The following is a 17,887-nucleotide window of genomic DNA, read 5'->3' as shown; positions in this document are numbered from 1 at the left end:
AGAAGGATTCGAACCTTCGAAGGCGTTGCCAACAGATTTACAGTCTGCCCCCTTTGGCCACTCGGGAATCCATCCATGGACCGTGTTTTATTATATAGGAGGATTGGGGGAAATGCAAGGGGTTTTTTGAAAAAAACGGGGGGAAAAATGTGGGTGAGGAATGGGAGGGGGACCCGCTCGGAGTTGCGAAGGCCGCTCTCCCCCCTCGCGCTCCCCCGTCCGGCCCCGCTTTTTGCTGCCGATTCGGCTTTTGCTGCCGGTCCCGCTTTTTGCTGCCGGTCCGGCTTTTGGTTTCCTGTCCGGCACTGCTTTTGTACAGGGGGCGGGAAGGAGTGGGGAGAGATGTAAATGAAGGGGTGTGAAAAATATCTTTGAAAATTGGGCAGAAGTTATAAAAATCGGCATTTTTTGGGTAAAGAGGTAGACGAAATTGTGGAAATCTGGTAAACTAGGGGATAGTGGGATGTGGAATTGATTCATATCCTAAGATAGGAGGAATTTATCATGTTAGTAAGTGCTACAGAAATGCTGAAAAAAGCAAAAGCCGGCCACTATGCAGTCGGACAGTTCAACATTAACAATCTTGAGTGGACAAAGGCGATCCTGCTTACCGCACAGGAGCTGAACTCCCCGGTTATCCTGGGTGTTTCCGAAGGTGCTGGAAAATATATGGCAGGCTACAAGACTGTTGTAGGTATGGTAAACGGAATGCTGGAAGAGCTGAAGATCACAGTTCCGGTTGCTCTGCATCTGGATCACGGCAGCTATGAAGGATGCCTGAAATGTGTAGAGGCAGGCTTCTCATCCATCATGTTCGACGGTTCTCATTATCCGATCGAAGAGAACGTTGCAAAGACAGAAGAGCTTGTAAAGATCACCAGAGAGCACGGCATGTCCTTAGAGGCAGAGGTTGGTTCCATCGGTGGTGAGGAAGACGGCGTTATCGGTATGGGCGAGTGCGCAGATCCGAAGGAATGTAAGATGATCGCTGACCTTGGTATCGACTTCCTGGCAGCAGGTATCGGTAACATCCATGGCAAATATCCGGCTAACTGGCAGGGATTAAGCTTTGAGACTCTGGATGCTATCCAGCAGCTTACAGGCGAGATGCCGTTAGTTCTTCACGGCGGTACAGGTATTCCTACCGATATGATCAAGAAAGCTATCGACCTTGGCGTTTCCAAGATCAACGTAAACACAGAGTGCCAGCTTTCCTTTGCAGCAGCTACCCGCAAATATATCGAGGAAGGCAAAGATCAGCAGGGTAAAGGCTACGACCCACGTAAGCTTCTTGCACCTGGCTTCGATGCGATCAAAGCTACTGTTAAAGAAAAAATGGAAATCTTCGGCTCTGTTGGCAAAGCGTGAGCATAATTTGTTTTCAATAGAAATGTGGGAGGAGCGGCATCATGCCGCTCCTTATTTTGTGGAAAAACACTCCATTTTGTTATGCGCGGAGAAAAGCAAGATGGCTGCAGGCGCAAAGCGGGCGGTATGTTCTGCAGATATGTACAGAAAACATGAAATTTGAACATGTTTCTTGATTTTTTTATATGGCGCTTTTGGTGGCAAATGGGTAAAATAAAACCAACGTGAAAGCGAAATCTCATAAAAAAGGAGAGAAAAAAATTATGAAATTAAGAAAATCTGTAGCATTAGGACTTGCAGCCGTTATGGCAGCATCTATGGTTCCGGCAGTTCCGGCAATGGCTGATGAAGCAGGAAAAGTATATTATCTGAACTTCAAACCAGAAGCAGATGAAGCATGGCAGAATCTGGCAGCAGCTTATACTGAGGAGACAGGCGTTGAGGTTACCGTTGTAACAGCAGCATCAGGACAGTACGAGACAACTCTTCAGTCTGAGATGGCTAAGAGCGATGCTCCTACACTTTTCCAGGTAAACGGACCGGTTGGACTGAACAACTGGAAAGATTACTGCTATGATCTGTCAGGCTCCGATATCTATTCTCAGCTTACCTCTGACGCATATACCGTAAAAGATGGCGACTCTGTTGCAGGTATCGCATACGTAATCGAGTCCTATGGTCTGATCGTGAACAAAACACTTCTGGAAAAAGCAGGATACACTCTTGACGATATCAAGAGCTTTGACGACTTAAAGAAGGTTGCTGATGACATCCAGGCAAGAAAAGACGAGCTTGGCGTAAAAGGCGCTTTCACATCTGCAGGTATGGACGGCTCCTCTGACTGGAGATTCAAAACCCACCTTGCAAACCTTCCGATCTACTATGAGTATCAGGAAGACGGCATCACAGATACAGACGCAATCAAAGGTACATACCTTGACAACTACAAAAACGTATTTGATCTGTACATCACCGACTCTACCTGCGAGGGTGCAGAGCTTTCCGCTAAGACAGCAGATGACTCCCGTAATGAGTTTGTAAACGGAGAGGCAGTATTCTATCAGAATGGTTCCTGGGAGTACACCGAACTGGCTAAGACCTATGGCGATGACGAGATGGCTATGATCCCGATCTACTTTGGTGTAGACGATGAGAACGAGGGACTTGCAACTGGTACAGAGAACTTCTGGTGCGTAAACAAGGATGCAGCAGAGGAAGATATCCAGGCTACTCTGGACTTCATGAACTGGTGCGTAACTTCCGAGACCGGAACAAAAGCTATGGCTGATGACATGGGCTTCACCATTCCTTTCAAGACAGCACAGGAATCCAACAACGTATTTGTAAAACAGGATCAGGAATATACTGAGTCCGGATTAACACCGGTATCCTGGAACTTTACAACAATGCCTTCTGAAGAGTGGAAAAACGTTTTAGGAACTGCTCTTACCGGATATGCAGCAGAAACTGGAAGCTGGGATGACGTTGTAACAGCATTCGTTGATAACTGGGCAACTGAGAAAGCGCTGGCTGAATAATCGGAAGCAATATAAGGGAAAGCGTTAAAGTTATATGGGGAGGCATAGATTCTGCCTCCCCAGCTTTATGAAAGGAAGAGAAAAATGGTAGGAAGAACAATCAAAAAATGGTGGCCGATTTTTATACTGCCCACATTGGCTGCATTTATCATCGGCTTTTTGTGGCCCTTCATATGGGGCATTTACCTTTCTTTTTGTAAGTTTACGACCGTAAAGGATGTCACCTTTGTCGGTTTTTCAAACTACTCGAAAATTCTGCTGGATTCCAGCTTCAGTCATTCCTTCTGGCTGACAGTTATCTTTGCGTTTGTATCCAGCATTCTGATCAATGTGTGCGCATTCTGCATCGCACTGGCTTTGACAAAAGGATTCAAAGGAACCAATGTTTTCCGTACGATCTTCTTTATGCCGAACCTGATCGGAGGTATTGTTCTTGGTTATATCTGGCAGACGCTGTTAAACGGTCTTCTGGCAAAAATGGGACAGCCGCTGCTGGCACTTTCGGCTACAAATGGTTTCTGGGGAATGGTTATCCTGTTGATGTGGCAGCAGATCGGTTATATGATGATCATTTACATTGCGGGATTAAACAACGTATCTCCGGATCTGATCGAGGCTGCTCAGATCGATGGAGCCAGCGCCAGACAGATCCTTTTTAAGATCAAGATTCCGATGATCATGCCTTCTGTCACGATCTGTACTTTCCTGACCCTGACAAACGGCTTCAAGATGTTTGACCAGAACCTCTCCCTGACAGGCGGAGATCCGGGAAAACAGTCACAGTTGCTTGCTTTGAATATCTATGATACGTTCTATGCAAGAAGCGGTGCCCAGTGGAAGGGTATCGGACAGGCAAAGGCTGTGGTATTCTTTATCATCGTTGTGGCAATTGCTTTGATCCAGCTTCGGGCAACATCTTCTAAGGAGGTGCAGCAGTAATGACTGAGACTAAGAAAAAAACAGGCATCGCAGCAACCGTTATCCTGACGATCCTGAGTATTATCTGGATCTATCCGGTTGTGATGATCTTATTTAACTCCCTGAAGGTAGAGACTGCCATTACCACTTCCGGTGTATTCTCACTTCCTACAAAGGAAACCTGGAATGGACTGGCAAACTTTGTTGCCAGCGTGACGCAGATGAATTTCCTGCAGTCTTTCTGGTACAGCCTTGTGATTTCCGTAATGTCGGTAATCCTGATCCTGCTGTGCTGCTCCATGTGTGCCTGGTACATTGTGCGTGTAAACGGTACGCTTTCCAAAGCTTTTTACTTTTTATGCGTGTTCAGTATGGTTGTTCCTTTCCAGATGGTTATGTTCACACTGGCAAAAACAGCAGATACGCTGAAGCTGAACAATCCTTATAATATCTGTATCATTTATCTTGGATTTGGAGCAGGACTTGCCGTATTTATGTTTACCGGCTTTGTGAAAGGCATTCCGCTGGAGATTGAAGAAGCAGCATTGATCGATGGATGTAATCCGCTGCAGGTATACACGCAGATCCTGGTTCCGATCCTGAAGCCAACCATTATCTCCACTGCTATCCTGGAGCTTATGTGGGTTTGGAACGATTACCTTCTGCCTACACTTGTTCTGGATATCAAGAAATACCGTACCATTCCTATGGCAGTACAGTATTTCCGCGGAAGCTTTGGCCATGTACAGATGGGACCTATGATGGCCAGCATTATGATCGATATCATACCGATCATTATCGTTTACCTCGTTTGCCAGAAATACATCATCGAAGGTGTAGTTGCCGGAGCTGTAAAGGGTTAAAGAAAGACCTTTTCAACAGGGCAAGAGAATGATAAAATAGAGATAGTCCGGTGCAGTACGGTAGGGACTGTCTTTATTCCCGCGAGCAACGAGCCAAGCGGTCGTGGTTACACGAACATTTGGCGACTGCCGCGAGGATCAAATACCCCGCTGCTCTGCAGCGGGGTATTTGATTGTATTCAGGAAAATTTATAATAAATGAGAAACGGACGGGGTGTTCACATGTATCAGGTATTGGTGGTTGACGACGAAAAAATCGAGCGTGAGGGAATAAAGTTTCTTCTTTCCGAAGAAAAAGGAGAATGGGAAATCCATGAGGCGTGCAATGGAAAGCAGGCATTGAGTGTGTTGAGAAGTCAGAAAATTGATCTTCTTCTGACAGATATCAAGATGCCCCATATGGACGGTCTGGAGCTTTCCCAGAAGGCGAGAGAGGAAAATGAGAATCTGCAGATCATAATCTTCAGTGGTTACAGCGATTTTTCCTTTGCCCAGGAAGCCATCCGATACGGAGTGACAGACTATGTGTTAAAGCCTGTGGACCCGGAGCGGTTCCATGAAACCATAACGAAAGTGGGACAGGAGATCATGCAGAGAAAAAGCAAGAGACTAAGAGAAGAAAAAGAAAAGAACTTTCTGCAGCAGTATTTTTTGCAGAGCTATATCTATTCCCGCAAGGAAGAAATTCTGGAAAAGGCCGGGGAACTTGTGGACCTGAAACAATGGGATGAATGGCATTGTGCGATTCTGGTGGAAACAGACCAGTCCTTTTTCGATGTTGCGCCGGATAGTCTGGCGAATGAAATACAGGAGGAGCTTCGTCGAAAGTTCTTTTATCTGAATCTGAATACGAGGCAGTCGCTGCTTTTATTTTACGATGTATACTGCGATTATGAGCTGGTTGCAAAGCAGATTTATCTGCTTCTGAAACGTGCGTACCATGTGCGTTTTCATCTGTCTGTGAGCCGAAAATTTGAGGATCACACTTCCCTTCCGGAGATCCTTGGTCAGTTGGAGCAGGCGATGGAGGAAAAGTTCTACCATCCTGACATTCATGTGTTTACCAGCGAGGATGACGAGGAGCGTCCTGTGAATGCAGAAACTCAGGACTCTCATTTTATGCAGAAAATTTCTGAGGACATCAGCCGCAAAGACGTAGAGCAGCTCTGGAAGCACTTTAACTGCCTTGCGGAAAAATATAAGAAAAATACCCAGTTTTCCGCCATGTATGTAAAATTTGTATTTTCCAATGTGATCCAGGAGCTCTTCCAGGAAAACCAGTTTTCTGAGGAACGGCGTCTTGACAAGGAAATCGACCGCCTCTATAGCTGCAATGATATTGGTCAGATTCTGGAGATCACAACAGAAAACATCAAGGAATACCAGGCCTTTATCGAGAAATCCATGAGCGGCTCCAGGGATGAGGTGGCTGCTGTAAAAAGCTATATTTACCAGCATTACAGTGAGGACCTGAGCCTGGAAACACTGGCGGAAAAGGTGTATCTTTCCTCCGGGTATTTAAGTTTTATTTTCAAAAAAGAGACAGGAATGAACCTGAACCGTTTTATCCGGGTCGTGCGTATGCAGAATGCAAAGGAACTGCTGTGCTCCACTAATATGAAAGTGGCGCAGGTGAGCGAAAAGGTAGGAATCCCGAATGTATCTTATTTCTGCAGGAGCTTCCGGGAATATTATGGATGCAGTCCGGAATCCTACCGGAAAGGAACCGGGGACGATGAAGAAACTGCCGGCAGCAATAAGGAATAGAATAAAGAATATGAAATACCGCCACAAGCTGACATTTCTTCTTGTGGCGGCAAGCCTGGTACCCATGATCGTTCTGGTACTGTACAGTCACAGCCGGATGAGCAGCCTGATCCGCGAAAATGAGATAGAGGATATGCACTCGATCCTGGAACAGACCCGGGAGGGAATTGACAGCCAGATCGAGGTGTTTACAAGTCTTCTTAATTACCTGACCTATTCGCCGGATATTGAGGAGATCATCGAGGACATGGGCATGGATAATTATCTGGCATACGAGAAATATACGGAGGTGGCTGATCCGCTGCTTTCTGTGCCGAAATCCTACCACGATGCAATTTTACAGATACAGCTTTTTGCGGACAGTATCAAGGTGCGCCACGAGTACACCCTGGTGCCGCTTTCTGAGGTGGAAAAAGAGTGGTGGAATCCACTTCTTTCCGAGGATGTGCGGGTTCAGTGGCTGGTAAATGTGGAAAAACCGGAAATCGCCGCAGTTCGAAAAATTTACCGTGATCAGGAGCTGGAAGCGGTCTTATGTGTTACCCTTGACTATGAGAAAATGCTTCAGCCCTTTGACAATATCATTACCAATGAATGCGGAGGGCTGATCGTGGATTCGGAGGAACACACTCTGTTCCACAGGGAAAATATGGCGGCATCCCAGGTAGCAGTTCATGAGCCGGCTGGAGAGATGCTCACATCGATCCGGGATAATTATGTCTATGTGAGCAGCCAGAGCAATGAATGCGGCTGGATTTTTTATCTGTACAAGACACAGGCGGAGATTGACAGCTCTGTTTCCAAACTGCTGCTCAGTGAGATTCCTCTGATCGTATTGTGCGCAGGGATTATTTTAGCATTGGGACTGTCTTTTTCCAGGATTTTTACGAGAAAGATCGAGGAACTGACGGAAAATATGAACCAGGTAAACCAGGGAAGCCGTGAGGTTACGGTTTACAGTGATTCAGAGGATGAGATCGGTCTTCTCATCCGAAGCTTCCGCAGCATGATGGCGGAAATAGACCGCCTGATCCATGAAGTTTACGAAAACAAAATTGCGCTGAAGGAGTTTGAGCTGAAAGCCTTGACAGCGCAGATCAACCCTCATTTCCTGTACAATTCCCTGTCGATCATCAACTGGATGGCTCTGAGCGGCGGTCAAAAGGATATCAGCAAGGTAACGCTGGCGCTGTCTACCTTTTACCGTACAGCGCTGAGTAAAGGGCAGGACATTGTGACAGTGGAAAACTGTATCCAAAATATCCAGGCGTATCTGGAAATACAGCTTGTGATGCACGATAATGATTTCCGGATAGAATGGGACATTGACCCGGATGTGAAAGGGGAAATGGCGCCCAAGCTGATCTTGCAGCCAGTGGTGGAAAATGCCCTGGAACATGGCCTGGACATGAAGGAGGATGGAGAAAAGGTCCTGAAGCTTTCCTTTGTACAGGATGGTCCTGATGTGCTGATCGCTGTTGAGGATAACGGTCTGGGCATGAAGCCGGAGGAGGCAAAGTCGCTTGTGACTTATCAGGCAGAAGGATACGGGCTTAAGAACGTGAACGACCGGATCTGCCTGCTTTATGGCGAACAGTACAGGATACGGATCTACAGTGAACCTGGCAAAGGTACTCGTGTGGAAATGAGGATTCCGAAGGGAGACAAGAAGGTTGAAAAATAGAAAGGAATTTTTACTGGGAATCCTGGCCTTGGGAGCTTTGCTGACCAGCAGTGGCTGTGAAAAGCAGCGCGGTATTGAGCCGGTGAAGCAGGAAGAGTCTGTTGCACAGGAGACGAGTACAGACTGGGAGGAGGCTGCTTCAACTCCTTATGGAAAATACCCGGAGCTTGTTACTTACACACTTGGGCAGATGAACGGGGTCAACAATTCCAACCTGCCTGCAGGAAATACCTATGAGGATAACGCATACACCCGCTACCTGCGGGAGATGCTGAACATTCAGAATAGAAATACGTATATGGAACGGGAGGACCGGTATGATGAGTACGTCAATGTTCTGGTAAAGGATCGTACCATGCCGGATATCCTGGTGATCAATGACAGGGAAACCTTGAATGAGCTGGTGGAGAATGATATGGTGGAGGATCTGACCCAGGTCTATGAAGCCTGTACATCGGACAGAATCAAGGAAATGTACGACAGCTACGGAGATGCGCTTTTGGGAGCCGGTACATTTGACGGGAAGCTGATGGCACTGCCGGAGACGGTGATCGACCATGGTCCATGGCTTTTGTGGCTTAGAAAGGATTGGATGGAAGAGCTGAATCTGGAAGAGCCCACATCTTTGGAGGACGCATTTGATATTATAGAGGCTTTTCAGGAAAACAGGATGGGTGCTGCGGAAGGAGAGGAGCCGGTAGGACTGGTCTGCGATACCAGTTTTGTGGGGACTGTAAGCTCAAACTACTCGGTGCTGCCTATTTTTGACAGCTTTCACGCCTCGCCTCAGAGATGGCTGCAGGATGAGAACGGAGATTTTGTTTACGGTTCCCTGACCCAAGAGACAAAAAGTGCAGTTGCCTGTCTGCGGGAGCTTTATGAGAGAGGGATCATTGACCAGAATTTCGCACTGCGGGCCCAGAATAACCTGAGAGACCTGGTGGTGGAAGGAAAGTGCGGCGCTTTCTTTGGATTGTGGTGGACGCCGAACAATCCGCTGATGGATGAACATGAAAACAATCCGGACTCTGATTGGGAGCCTTATTATCTTACGGAAAGCCAGGATGAGGCGTATACGTCCTTTCGGGACAATAAATATGTAGTTGTGCGGAAAGGATATGAGCATCCGGAAATCGTGATGAAGATTGTCAGTGTGCTGTTTGACTATACGCGTTATGAAGCGGAGGATGCCGATGAGGTGAACAGCTATTTTGCCCTGAATGTAGACCCAACTGCGAGACCCCTCTATATCAATGTGGACTATTATGAGGCCACATATCAGGCTACTGAAAACATTACAAAAGTGATGCAAGGGGAATTGGGAGAAGAAAGCTTAAGTGCCATCGAGCGGTCTTATTACGATGCCTGTATGAATTATGTAGAGCAGGATGATCCAAGTGTGGAGGACTGGGCAGCTTATAAATCCAGGATTTCCGCTGTGGGTCTTCTGGTGGATGCAGACTACAGGCCGCCTATACGGAAATATCTTGCAGAGTCGGATGGAGAACCGTCTAATATCCTTCAGGATCTGGAGAAGGATGCGTTTATCCGGATGATCATGGGAAAAGAGTCTATGGACTATTTTGAGACTTTTGTGGAAGAATGGTATGAGCATGGAGGCCGGGAGCTTACCGAGCAGATACAGAAAGAAAATGAAACCTGACAGCCGGGTCGGGCAGACATGGCTGAATAGCTAAAAAGAGAAACGGAGGAGTAAGATGTCTGAGGTAGTTGAAAGAATCAGAAGAGAATTTACGAAAAACGATGATGAAAGGGATGCGCTGATGTCCACTCCCGAGGATGTGGAGAGATGGGATAATATTGTCTATGGTAAGATCGACAGAAAAATCCAGGTACTGGATGTGTACCGCCCGAGGCAGGCAGAGGATGAGGACCTTCCGGTGATCATCAGCGTCCATGGAGGCGGCTGGGTGTACGGCGACAAAGATCGGTATCAGTATTATTGCATGAGTCTGGCACAGAGAGGCTTTGCTGTAGTGAACTTTACCTATCGTCTGGCGCCGGAGCACAAATTCCCGGCACCTTTGGAGGATCTGAACCTTGTGTGCAAGTGGGTGATGAAAAGAGCCAACCGGTATCATTTTGATACGGAACGCATCTTTGCTGTGGGAGATTCCGCGGGCGCTCATCTTCTGGGGCTTTACGCAGGCATCTGCACGAATCCGGATTACGCGGCTAAATACGATTTTCAGGTGCCGGAGGGCTTTGCGCTCACTGCCATTGCTTTAAACTGCGGCGTGTACGCCTTCGGCGGCAAGGATGCCTCCTCTCAGGGCGACCTGGAGCTGATGAAAGAGGTTCTGCCGGAGCAGGGATCAGAAGAGGAACTGGAAAAGATAAATGTGCTGAGCACCATTACGGATGTATATACGCCTGTGTTCTGCATGACCTCTGTGAGGGATTTCCAGAAGTTCCAGGCACCCGCACTGGTTGCGAAGCTTACGGAAAACCAGGTTCCCTTTGTGTACCGGGTGTTTGGCGATAAGGTAAATGGTCTGAAGCACTGCTTCCATTTGGATGTAAAAACAGTGGATGCGGCACAGTGCAATGACGCGGAATGTGATTTCTTCAGAGAATTTTGTTTTTAAAAATAAGAAACTTCAGAGGATGCTGCCCAGAAAAAGATGATATGGCGCAGAAAAAGAAAATCACAAGGTGGTAAAATCGTTTATAATTTCACGAAGGTGATAATAATTATACTGGGACAAGCGGTTGCTCGCTATTATACACCTGGAGGTTTTTAAATGTTTCATATCTTAATTTGTGATGATAGAATGCAGGATTTAGAGACGCTGCGTGCGGGAGCACAGCAGTGGCTTGAAAGTAATGCAGGAATTACAGGAACAATTGATGCAATGCGTAATCCGGAGGATGTGCGGGATTGTATTATAAAGAAGAATAAAAGATTTGATCTGTATCTGCTTGATGTTATGATGCGCGGTATAGATGGAATCCAACTTGGCAGGCTGATCCGGAGAAACGATTTTAACGCGTCTATTATTTATGTGACCTCATCAGGGGAATTTGCACTGGAAGCATACGAAAACCATGCGATCCGCTATCTGGTTAAACCGGTAGATAAAAAAGAACTGTTTTCTGCTCTGAGCTTTGCCTATGCACTGTTCAGCATGCGGCCAAGGCATACACTGCTGATCAATGGGGTGGACTCTATTACCAGTATTATCATGGAAGAGATCATGTTTATAGAAAATAATCTGAGGATCATGACCTATACCATGATTGACGGAAATGAAGTGATAAGCGTCCGGCGGGGAGGTTCTTTTGAGGAAGCTGTTGGACCGGTTGTCCAGGATGCAGGATTCATTCAGCCGCATAAATCCTTTTTTGTCAATATGAGATATATCCGTACACTGCAGTCAGATATGCTGATCATGGAAAATGGAAAGGAAATCCCCATTGCCCGCAGGAGACTGGTGGAAATACAGGATAAATATATACGGTTCATCTCAAAGGAGGGCAGGAGATTATGATAAGCCCATTGTTTCTGTTCCTTCAGTATCGTATATCGATGGCGTTTCTGATGGCATTTCAGTTGTTGTTTTTGCCTCTTCGCTATAAGAAATATATTTCTGGAATTATTGCAGTGGGATGTATGTGTTTGACAGGAGGGCTGGACTATCTGTATTTCATAGCAGGATGGGGGACAGCGGATATACTGCCTGTGACTATTGCGCAGATCATTATCGTACAGGCAACAGCTTATCTGCTTTCCCAGTACAGGGATTTTCGTGCTTTGTTTACAGGGATATCTTCGGCCACCTTTGTGTTGCCTGGAAATATTGTTTCCACGGCATGTTTTGCGCATAAGCAGGTAATCTGGGCGGCTCTGCTGACGCAGGCTGTAATACATCTGATTCTGCTGGTGCTTCTTGTTATTGTGCTTCGGTGGCACTATCTTCTTGAAATGGAGACAAATGCCAAGGAATGGAAATGGCTTTGTATCATTCCTACATTGTTCTATGCTGTGACCTATACCATGGCGTGCTGGCCCAACAGTATCTACGAGAGAAAGGAGAACTGGACAGCAGCCTTTTTGTTTTTGATCCTGATGGGAGTGGTTTATATCATGCTCATCAAGGCGTTGGCTCAGCATCATCTTGATAATGACCTGGAGAGAAACAATGAATTTTTGGAAACGTATGCCAGAGGGCTCCGAAGAGAAGCGGATATGCTGCGGGAATCTGAGGAAAACCTGAAGGTGATGCGGCATGACAGCCGGCATGTGTATCAAATGATCGGCGCCTATCTGGAAGAGGGAAAGACGGAGCAGATCAAAGAGCTTTTGGAGCAGATGGACGCCAAGCTTGAAACACTTACGATAAAGCGGTTTTGCGAAAACATTGCTATAAACGGAGTTATATCCGGGTGTGAGGCAAAAGCAAAAAGTGAAAATGTTGCCTTTGCGTGTGAGGCGGATGTCCCCAGTCATTTGAATGGGGTAAATGAGTTTGAATTGGCTACGGTTATTTCAAACCTTTTGGAGAATGCCGTGTATGCGGCGGCAGCAGTAGAAAATCCGGAAAACAGGAATGTGACCATTCAGATATTTCCGGTCAAAGAACAATTGATTTTGGAAATCACAAATACTTTTACGGGAGCATGTACATTTTCTCCATCCACAGGATTACCGTTATCTACAAAAGGCGGGAATCACGGTTATGGACTGCGAAGCGTAAAGGCATATGCGAACAAAAACCACGCAGTGTTCCGGTATTCTGTAGAAGACGGACGTTTCTGCGTGAGACTTCTGACAAATATATAGATCAGGCTGCAGCTTTGCTTTTCAAACAGCATCCTGACTTTGATGAAAACAGACTGGGAAGGAAAAAACATGGCTACAATTCTTATTACTGGAAACACCAGATTGTTTACCCTGGAAGCATATACGGAGTTGGCTGCTCAATACAGATTGGTTATTGCGGGGGAAGTGCCTTTTTCTATTCGGGAAAAAAACATTCGCCTGTATTCTACTATGCCCAGGGAAGAAAAATTCAGCCAGTTGTTTGATGTGTACAGCTTTCAGGCTGTATACTATGTTACCGGTTATGCGGATGGCGGAGAGGGTATGTTTGGGGAGATGGAACAGCTTGAGCAGACCTTTCTGGAATGCGGCCGCTCCAGGGTGGAAAAGCTGATCCTTCTTTCTACGGTGGACAGCAGAAACTATCTGGAACATTACGGGCGCAGCGGTGAGATCATTAAGAAAGATTATCCCTTTGGCAGGGCGTTCGGAGCGGCGAAAATCGAAGAGACTGCTCGGTATTTTGCAGAGAAAACAAGGGTTCCTATGGTGATTTTATGGCTTCCTTATGTGGCTGACCGGATCAATGACACAAACTTTTTGGGAAGGATTTTCCTGAAAATGCGGGAGGAGAAAAAGGTCCTCCTGCCATATCATAAAGAGGACCGCGTGGATTTTATATCCATGCCGGATCTTGTCAGCCTCCTGTTTCGGATCACGGAGGAGACAGAGGATGAAGGGGGCGACTACTATGTATCCAGCGGATATGAGTACCAATACGGTGATCTGGAGGAGCTTTTGAAGCTCTGTGTTCCGGATCTGCAGGTAATTTATGAAAATTATCCAAATACTTCCAAAATTCCCCGGTATCCGGTGGAACTGCGGAAAAAATACGGATTTGTTCCGGTGGATAATGTAATGGAAAATATCGGTTCCTATTATAGAAGGTTTACCAGAGAAATCTATCAGGGCAAAGGAAAAATCACAGGCAAGGCAGTAGCTTTCCTGAAAAAGGCAGGAGGATCGGTATTTAAGTATCTGGAGATTCTTGTACTGTTTGTCCTGGCAGAGCTTCTGAGCCGGTATACTTCCAATTCTGTGTATTTTAAGTTTGTGGATGTAAGGCTGTTTTACATTGTAATAGTAGGAACCACCTATGGAATGAGGATGGGAATTTTAGGTGCGCTTCTGGAATGTATAGTATTGATCCGGCAGTATGCCAATATCGGCATGAACGGTGTCCTTTTGTTTTACAATATTGAAAACTGGATTCCGTTCGTAGTTTATCTGATGGCAGGTTCGATTACCGGATATATTAAAAATAAAAAGACTGATGAACTGGAATTTTCCCGTGTGGAATACAATCTGCTCAGAAATAAATATCTGTTTCTGAATGATGTATATCACGGAGCGATGCAGAATAAAGGCGAGTATAAGCGCCAGATCCTGGGATATAAGGACAGCTTCGGAAAAATATTTGATGCAGTACAGAAGCTGGATAATGAACTGCCGGAGAGTATTTTTCTGGAAGGTCTTCAGATCATGGAGGATATTCTGGAGAATCATTCGATTGCAATCTATACCTTGGATTCATGGCAGAGATTCGGACGTTTGGCTGTATGCTCCAACAGTCAGTTGACAAAGCTGACAAAATCCATACGAATGGAAGATTACCAGGAATTGTATAATACAGTGAAAAGGCGGGAGGTCTGGAAGAACAGTGAGATGGCAGATGGAATGCCGATGTACGCGTGCGGGGTATTTAAGGACGATGCATTGGCACTTCTGATCACGATCCAGGAGGCAAGTACGGAACAGTATGGTACACATTATATGAACATTTTCCGTATTTTGTGCGGTCTGGTGCAGACTTCTTTTTTGCGTGCTGTGGAGTACGAATCCCTGACAGAAGAAAAAACCTTTTATCCTGGGACCAATGTGGTGTATCCGGACCGGCTTAACAAGCTGGTGAGGGTTCAGCAGGATATGAAGGATGCCGGCGTGGCAGATTATGTGCTGGTGAAATTTGAAAGCAAGGATAAAGCATTTGTGAGCGAAAGCCTTTCCGGTATGATACGTGCTACAGATACCCTTGGAGCTGACGGATCCGGCTCCCTGTACTTGCTTCTTCTGCAGATGAACCGTCAGAATTTTCCGGTTGTGGGAGACAAGCTGAAAAAGAAAAGGCTCAGCTATCAGTTGGTAGAGAAGGTGGGTTAGCCGTGGCAGTTTTATTTTTACTGATACATATCATAATTTGCCTGCTGGTGTATATCCTGATGCGGCTTGATATTTTAAAGAGCAGCCGGATGGCAGTAGTTTTGGCGTGGCTGGTTCCGATCTGGGGACTTGGCTGCGTTCTTGTACTGGAAATCCGTTCAAGAGGAAAACAGGAGATCCGGGAAGAAGTGGGAATAGAAAAGCTGAAGATAAACGATGAGATCCATCGAAGCATTTTGATGGAGGAGGAAACCGGGGAGGACCGGATCGTTCCGATCGAGGAGGCTCTGCTGATCAATGATTCTGCCATCAGAAGGGAGCTGATGATGGAGATCATGTATTCCAACCCGGATAACTATGTTGCGCAGCTTCAGGAAGCAAGAATGAATGATGACACAGAGGTGGTTCATTATGCAGTCACCGCTCTGGTGGAGTTGCAGAAGGAGTATGACCTGCAGTTTCAGGAGATGGAAAAAAAGCTTTCGGATGTGCCGGATGATGAGCATATTTTAAATGATTATATTGAATAGGTGGAGAAATATATTGCAAGCGGCCTGCTGGAAGGAAGCGCTGAAAAAGTACAGCTTAGCAATTACGCCAGACTTCTGGAGCAAAAGTTGGAGAAAGACGATAAAAATCTGGGACTTTACTGTAAAAAGATTGAAGCCAATCTGAGGGTTGAAGAGTATGAGAGTGCGTACCAGGATATTCAGAAGGTTCTGGACAAATGGCCCAGTGACGAAAGCGGGTATTTATTCCTGATACAGTATTATTCTGCTGTCAAGAGCCGGAAGGGAATTGACTCGGTTCTTGATATGATTGCAAGGAGAAATATTTATTTGTCCCCAAAGGGACGGAGTACGGTAGAGTTTTGGAAAGTATAGAAAAGGGGAGACGGATTTGAAAAAGAGACGGATAAGAAGAAAAAACTCTTTTCAATATAAGCGGCTTTTGAGTGTGATTTTGATCTTTGTTGCTCTGGCGCTTATTATGGTGCTCCAGCAGCGGAATGTGCGGTATAAAACCAGCGAGCGCGTGCTGCAGCTTCTGGATATGGAGAAGCCGACTGCAAAGGCCGTACAGAAGCCGGAATGTCTGGTTGTTTGGGAAAACGATGCAGTTGGAAAACAGGGAAAAGACATGATGGATGCTGTTCTGGAGCAGATGAGGATTCCGTATGAGAGCTGTGAAGCAGCGGATTTTGAACCGGAAGCGCTGAGTAAATATGTTTCCGTTGTGTTTTCTATTACCAATATGAACAGCCTGGGAGAAGGGATTCTGGATGTTGTGTCATGGGTAAAGGAAGGCGGAAGCCTCATGCTTTTATACATGCCTAACGTTAGTGGGAATTTTAATACGGTAAAAGAAAGGCTTGGAATCTCTTCAATCGGCAATGAGAATGTGTTGGTGGAAGGCATGCATTTTACACGGCCCTTTATGCTGGGCGGAGAGTTACAGGATTTTAAGGTCACAGATCCCTGGGATTCCTCACTGGCAGTAACGTTAAGCGAGGATGCAGAAGTGTATCTGGAATCAACCGATGACAATCCTACACCGCTGATCTGGCGCTATGAGCTTGAAAGAGGAAGTGTAGTGGTGAGTAACCTGGGCTTCCTGGAAAAGGCATACAGAGGCTTCTATTCCTCTGCGTACAGTCTGTTAGGCAATGCCTGCGCTTATCCGGTAATTAACGGATCAACCTTTTATATAGACGATTTTCCATCCCCGGTTCCAGGGGGTTACAGTGACAAGATCAGAGAAGATTTTGGAATGGACATCGGAACCTTCTATACCCAGGTATGGTGGAATGATGTGTATAATCTGGCGAATCAGTATGGTGTGCGCTATACGGGAATGGTGATCGAGGAGTATTCCGACCAGGTGGCTGGGCCATTTGAGCGAAACACCGATACCAGGCGGTATCAGTATTTTGGAAATATGCTTCTGGAGCAGGGTGGAGAGATCGGTTTTCACGGATATAATCATATGCCTCTGTGCCTGGGAAATTTTGATTATTTAGGAATGTATGATTTTTATGTACAATGGGAGAGCTATGAGGACATGAAAGCCGGGCTTTCGGAGCTGAATGAATTTTGTGAAGGATTGTTTCCAAAGGAAAAATTTCAGGTCTATGTGCCGCCGTCAAATATTCTTTCCGAAGAAGGGCGTACCATGCTGCTGGAGGATTTTCCGCAGATCAGGGCAATCGCAAGTGTTTATATTCCTGGTGAGCTTGCTTATGACCAGGAGTTCCAGGTGTCGGAGGACGGCATGATTGAAACGCCCCGTGTGATTTCAGGATACATATTGGATGATTTTGAGCGGCTTTTGGCGCTGTCAGAGCTGAATTTTCATTTTGTGAATACGCATTTCCAGCATCCGGATGATGTGCTGGATGTGGACAGGGGAGCCGAACTGGGCTGGAAGGAATTGTCCAGCAGATTGTCCAATTATACGGAGTGGCTGTACACAGCAGCACCGGATATCCGGAACCTCACAGGAATTGAGCTGGCTGCGGCAGTTCAGAGATATGACTATCTGGATGTGCAGAGGACAGTGACGGGGTCTGAGATGTCACTTGAACTTGGAGGATTTCAGGATGAGGCGTGGCTGTTTGTCAGAATAAACAATGCAGAGATAGAGAATGTGACAGGCGGTGAAGTAAGCAAGATTTTGGATGGACTCTATCTGCTGAAGGCAGAGAAATCTCATGTGGAGATCAGCTTCAGGTAAATATGGAGGAGTT

At 46.2% G+C, this 17,887-nt stretch carries 14 protein-coding genes; all 14 read left to right on the top strand.

The window, feature by feature from the left end:
* Window positions 1-504 precede the first annotated feature (504 nt).
* The gene (gene fba, locus ACESZH_RS20175) at window positions 505-1,368 is read left to right on the top strand and encodes a class II fructose-1,6-bisphosphate aldolase (RefSeq protein WP_373218681.1); all 864 of its coding nucleotides are present in this window, start codon (window positions 505-507) and stop codon (window positions 1,366-1,368) included.
* 263 nt (window positions 1,369-1,631) lie between these two features.
* Window positions 1,632-2,906: an ABC transporter substrate-binding protein gene (locus ACESZH_RS20170; protein WP_373218679.1), complete on the top strand. Its 1,275-nt coding sequence runs from the start codon at window positions 1,632-1,634 to the stop codon at window positions 2,904-2,906.
* An 84-nt stretch (window positions 2,907-2,990) separates the two neighbouring features.
* Window positions 2,991-3,845, top strand: coding sequence for a carbohydrate ABC transporter permease (locus tag ACESZH_RS20165; protein WP_373218678.1), 855 nt, complete (start codon window positions 2,991-2,993; stop codon window positions 3,843-3,845).
* Window positions 3,845-4,687, top strand: coding sequence for a carbohydrate ABC transporter permease (locus tag ACESZH_RS20160; RefSeq protein ID WP_373218677.1), 843 nt, complete (start codon window positions 3,845-3,847; stop codon window positions 4,685-4,687). The genes ACESZH_RS20165 and ACESZH_RS20160 overlap by 1 nt, the downstream gene beginning before the upstream one ends.
* A 198-nt stretch (window positions 4,688-4,885) precedes the next feature.
* Window positions 4,886-6,454, top strand: a complete 1,569-nt coding sequence (locus ACESZH_RS20155) for a response regulator (protein ID WP_373218676.1) — start codon at window positions 4,886-4,888, stop codon at window positions 6,452-6,454.
* Entirely contained in the window at window positions 6,345-8,138 is a 1,794-nt protein-coding gene (locus ACESZH_RS20150) for a sensor histidine kinase (RefSeq protein ID WP_373218675.1), read from the top strand. Before ACESZH_RS20155 ends, ACESZH_RS20150 begins: the two co-directional genes overlap by 110 nt.
* A complete protein-coding gene (locus tag ACESZH_RS20145) occupies window positions 8,128-9,801 on the top strand; it encodes a sugar ABC transporter substrate-binding protein (protein WP_373218674.1) in 1,674 nt (557 codons plus the stop codon). The genes ACESZH_RS20150 and ACESZH_RS20145 overlap by 11 nt, the downstream gene beginning before the upstream one ends.
* 55 nt (window positions 9,802-9,856) lie before the next feature.
* Entirely contained in the window at window positions 9,857-10,747 is an 891-nt protein-coding gene (locus ACESZH_RS20140; RefSeq protein ID WP_373218672.1) for an alpha/beta hydrolase, read from the top strand.
* A gap of 156 nt (window positions 10,748-10,903) precedes the next feature.
* The gene (locus tag ACESZH_RS20135; protein WP_373218671.1) at window positions 10,904-11,650 is read left to right on the top strand and encodes a LytR/AlgR family response regulator transcription factor; all 747 of its coding nucleotides are present in this window, start codon (window positions 10,904-10,906) and stop codon (window positions 11,648-11,650) included.
* The gene (locus ACESZH_RS20130; protein ID WP_373218670.1) at window positions 11,647-12,942 is read left to right on the top strand and encodes a sensor histidine kinase; all 1,296 of its coding nucleotides are present in this window, start codon (window positions 11,647-11,649) and stop codon (window positions 12,940-12,942) included. Before ACESZH_RS20135 ends, ACESZH_RS20130 begins: the two co-directional genes overlap by 4 nt.
* A gap of 69 nt (window positions 12,943-13,011) precedes the next feature.
* Window positions 13,012-15,141, top strand: coding sequence for an NAD-dependent epimerase/dehydratase family protein (locus ACESZH_RS20125; protein ID WP_373218668.1), 2,130 nt, complete (start codon window positions 13,012-13,014; stop codon window positions 15,139-15,141).
* Between the two features lie 2 nt (window positions 15,142-15,143).
* The gene (locus tag ACESZH_RS20120) at window positions 15,144-15,671 is read left to right on the top strand and encodes a hypothetical protein (RefSeq protein WP_373218665.1); all 528 of its coding nucleotides are present in this window, start codon (window positions 15,144-15,146) and stop codon (window positions 15,669-15,671) included.
* Window positions 15,672-16,025 (top strand): hypothetical protein, encoded by a 354-nt coding sequence (locus tag ACESZH_RS20115; RefSeq protein WP_373218664.1) that lies wholly within the window; start codon window positions 15,672-15,674, stop codon window positions 16,023-16,025. It begins immediately after the preceding gene.
* Between the two features lie 16 nt (window positions 16,026-16,041).
* Window positions 16,042-17,874 carry a DUF2194 domain-containing protein gene (locus ACESZH_RS20110; RefSeq protein WP_373218663.1) on the top strand — a complete coding sequence of 611 codons (1,833 nt, stop codon included), beginning with the start codon at window positions 16,042-16,044 and terminating at the stop codon, window positions 17,872-17,874.
* Window positions 17,875-17,887: the final 13 nt, after the last annotated feature.

The organism is Ruminococcus sp. 5_1_39BFAA (genome assembly GCF_964240875.1).
Classification (GTDB): Bacteria; Bacillota; Clostridia; order Lachnospirales; family Lachnospiraceae; genus Blautia_A.
This window is presented reverse-complemented; position numbering and strand designations above follow the sequence as displayed.

Coding starts and splice junctions, on each gene's coding strand:
- ACESZH_RS20150 (WP_373218675.1), top strand. CDS start 6,345: ATGTATCTTATTTCTGCAGGAGCTTCCGGGAATATTATGGATGCAGTC.
- ACESZH_RS20140 (WP_373218672.1), top strand. CDS start 9,857: ATGTCTGAGGTAGTTGAAAGAATCAGAAGAGAATTTACGAAAAACGAT.
- ACESZH_RS20170 (WP_373218679.1), top strand. CDS start 1,632: ATGAAATTAAGAAAATCTGTAGCATTAGGACTTGCAGCCGTTATGGCA.
- ACESZH_RS20130 (WP_373218670.1), top strand. CDS start 11,647: ATGATAAGCCCATTGTTTCTGTTCCTTCAGTATCGTATATCGATGGCG.
- ACESZH_RS20135 (WP_373218671.1), top strand. CDS start 10,904: ATGTTTCATATCTTAATTTGTGATGATAGAATGCAGGATTTAGAGACG.
- ACESZH_RS20165 (WP_373218678.1), top strand. CDS start 2,991: ATGGTAGGAAGAACAATCAAAAAATGGTGGCCGATTTTTATACTGCCC.
- fba (WP_373218681.1), top strand. CDS start 505: ATGTTAGTAAGTGCTACAGAAATGCTGAAAAAAGCAAAAGCCGGCCAC.
- ACESZH_RS20160 (WP_373218677.1), top strand. CDS start 3,845: ATGACTGAGACTAAGAAAAAAACAGGCATCGCAGCAACCGTTATCCTG.
- ACESZH_RS20155 (WP_373218676.1), top strand. CDS start 4,886: ATGAGAAACGGACGGGGTGTTCACATGTATCAGGTATTGGTGGTTGAC.
- ACESZH_RS20125 (WP_373218668.1), top strand. CDS start 13,012: ATGGCTACAATTCTTATTACTGGAAACACCAGATTGTTTACCCTGGAA.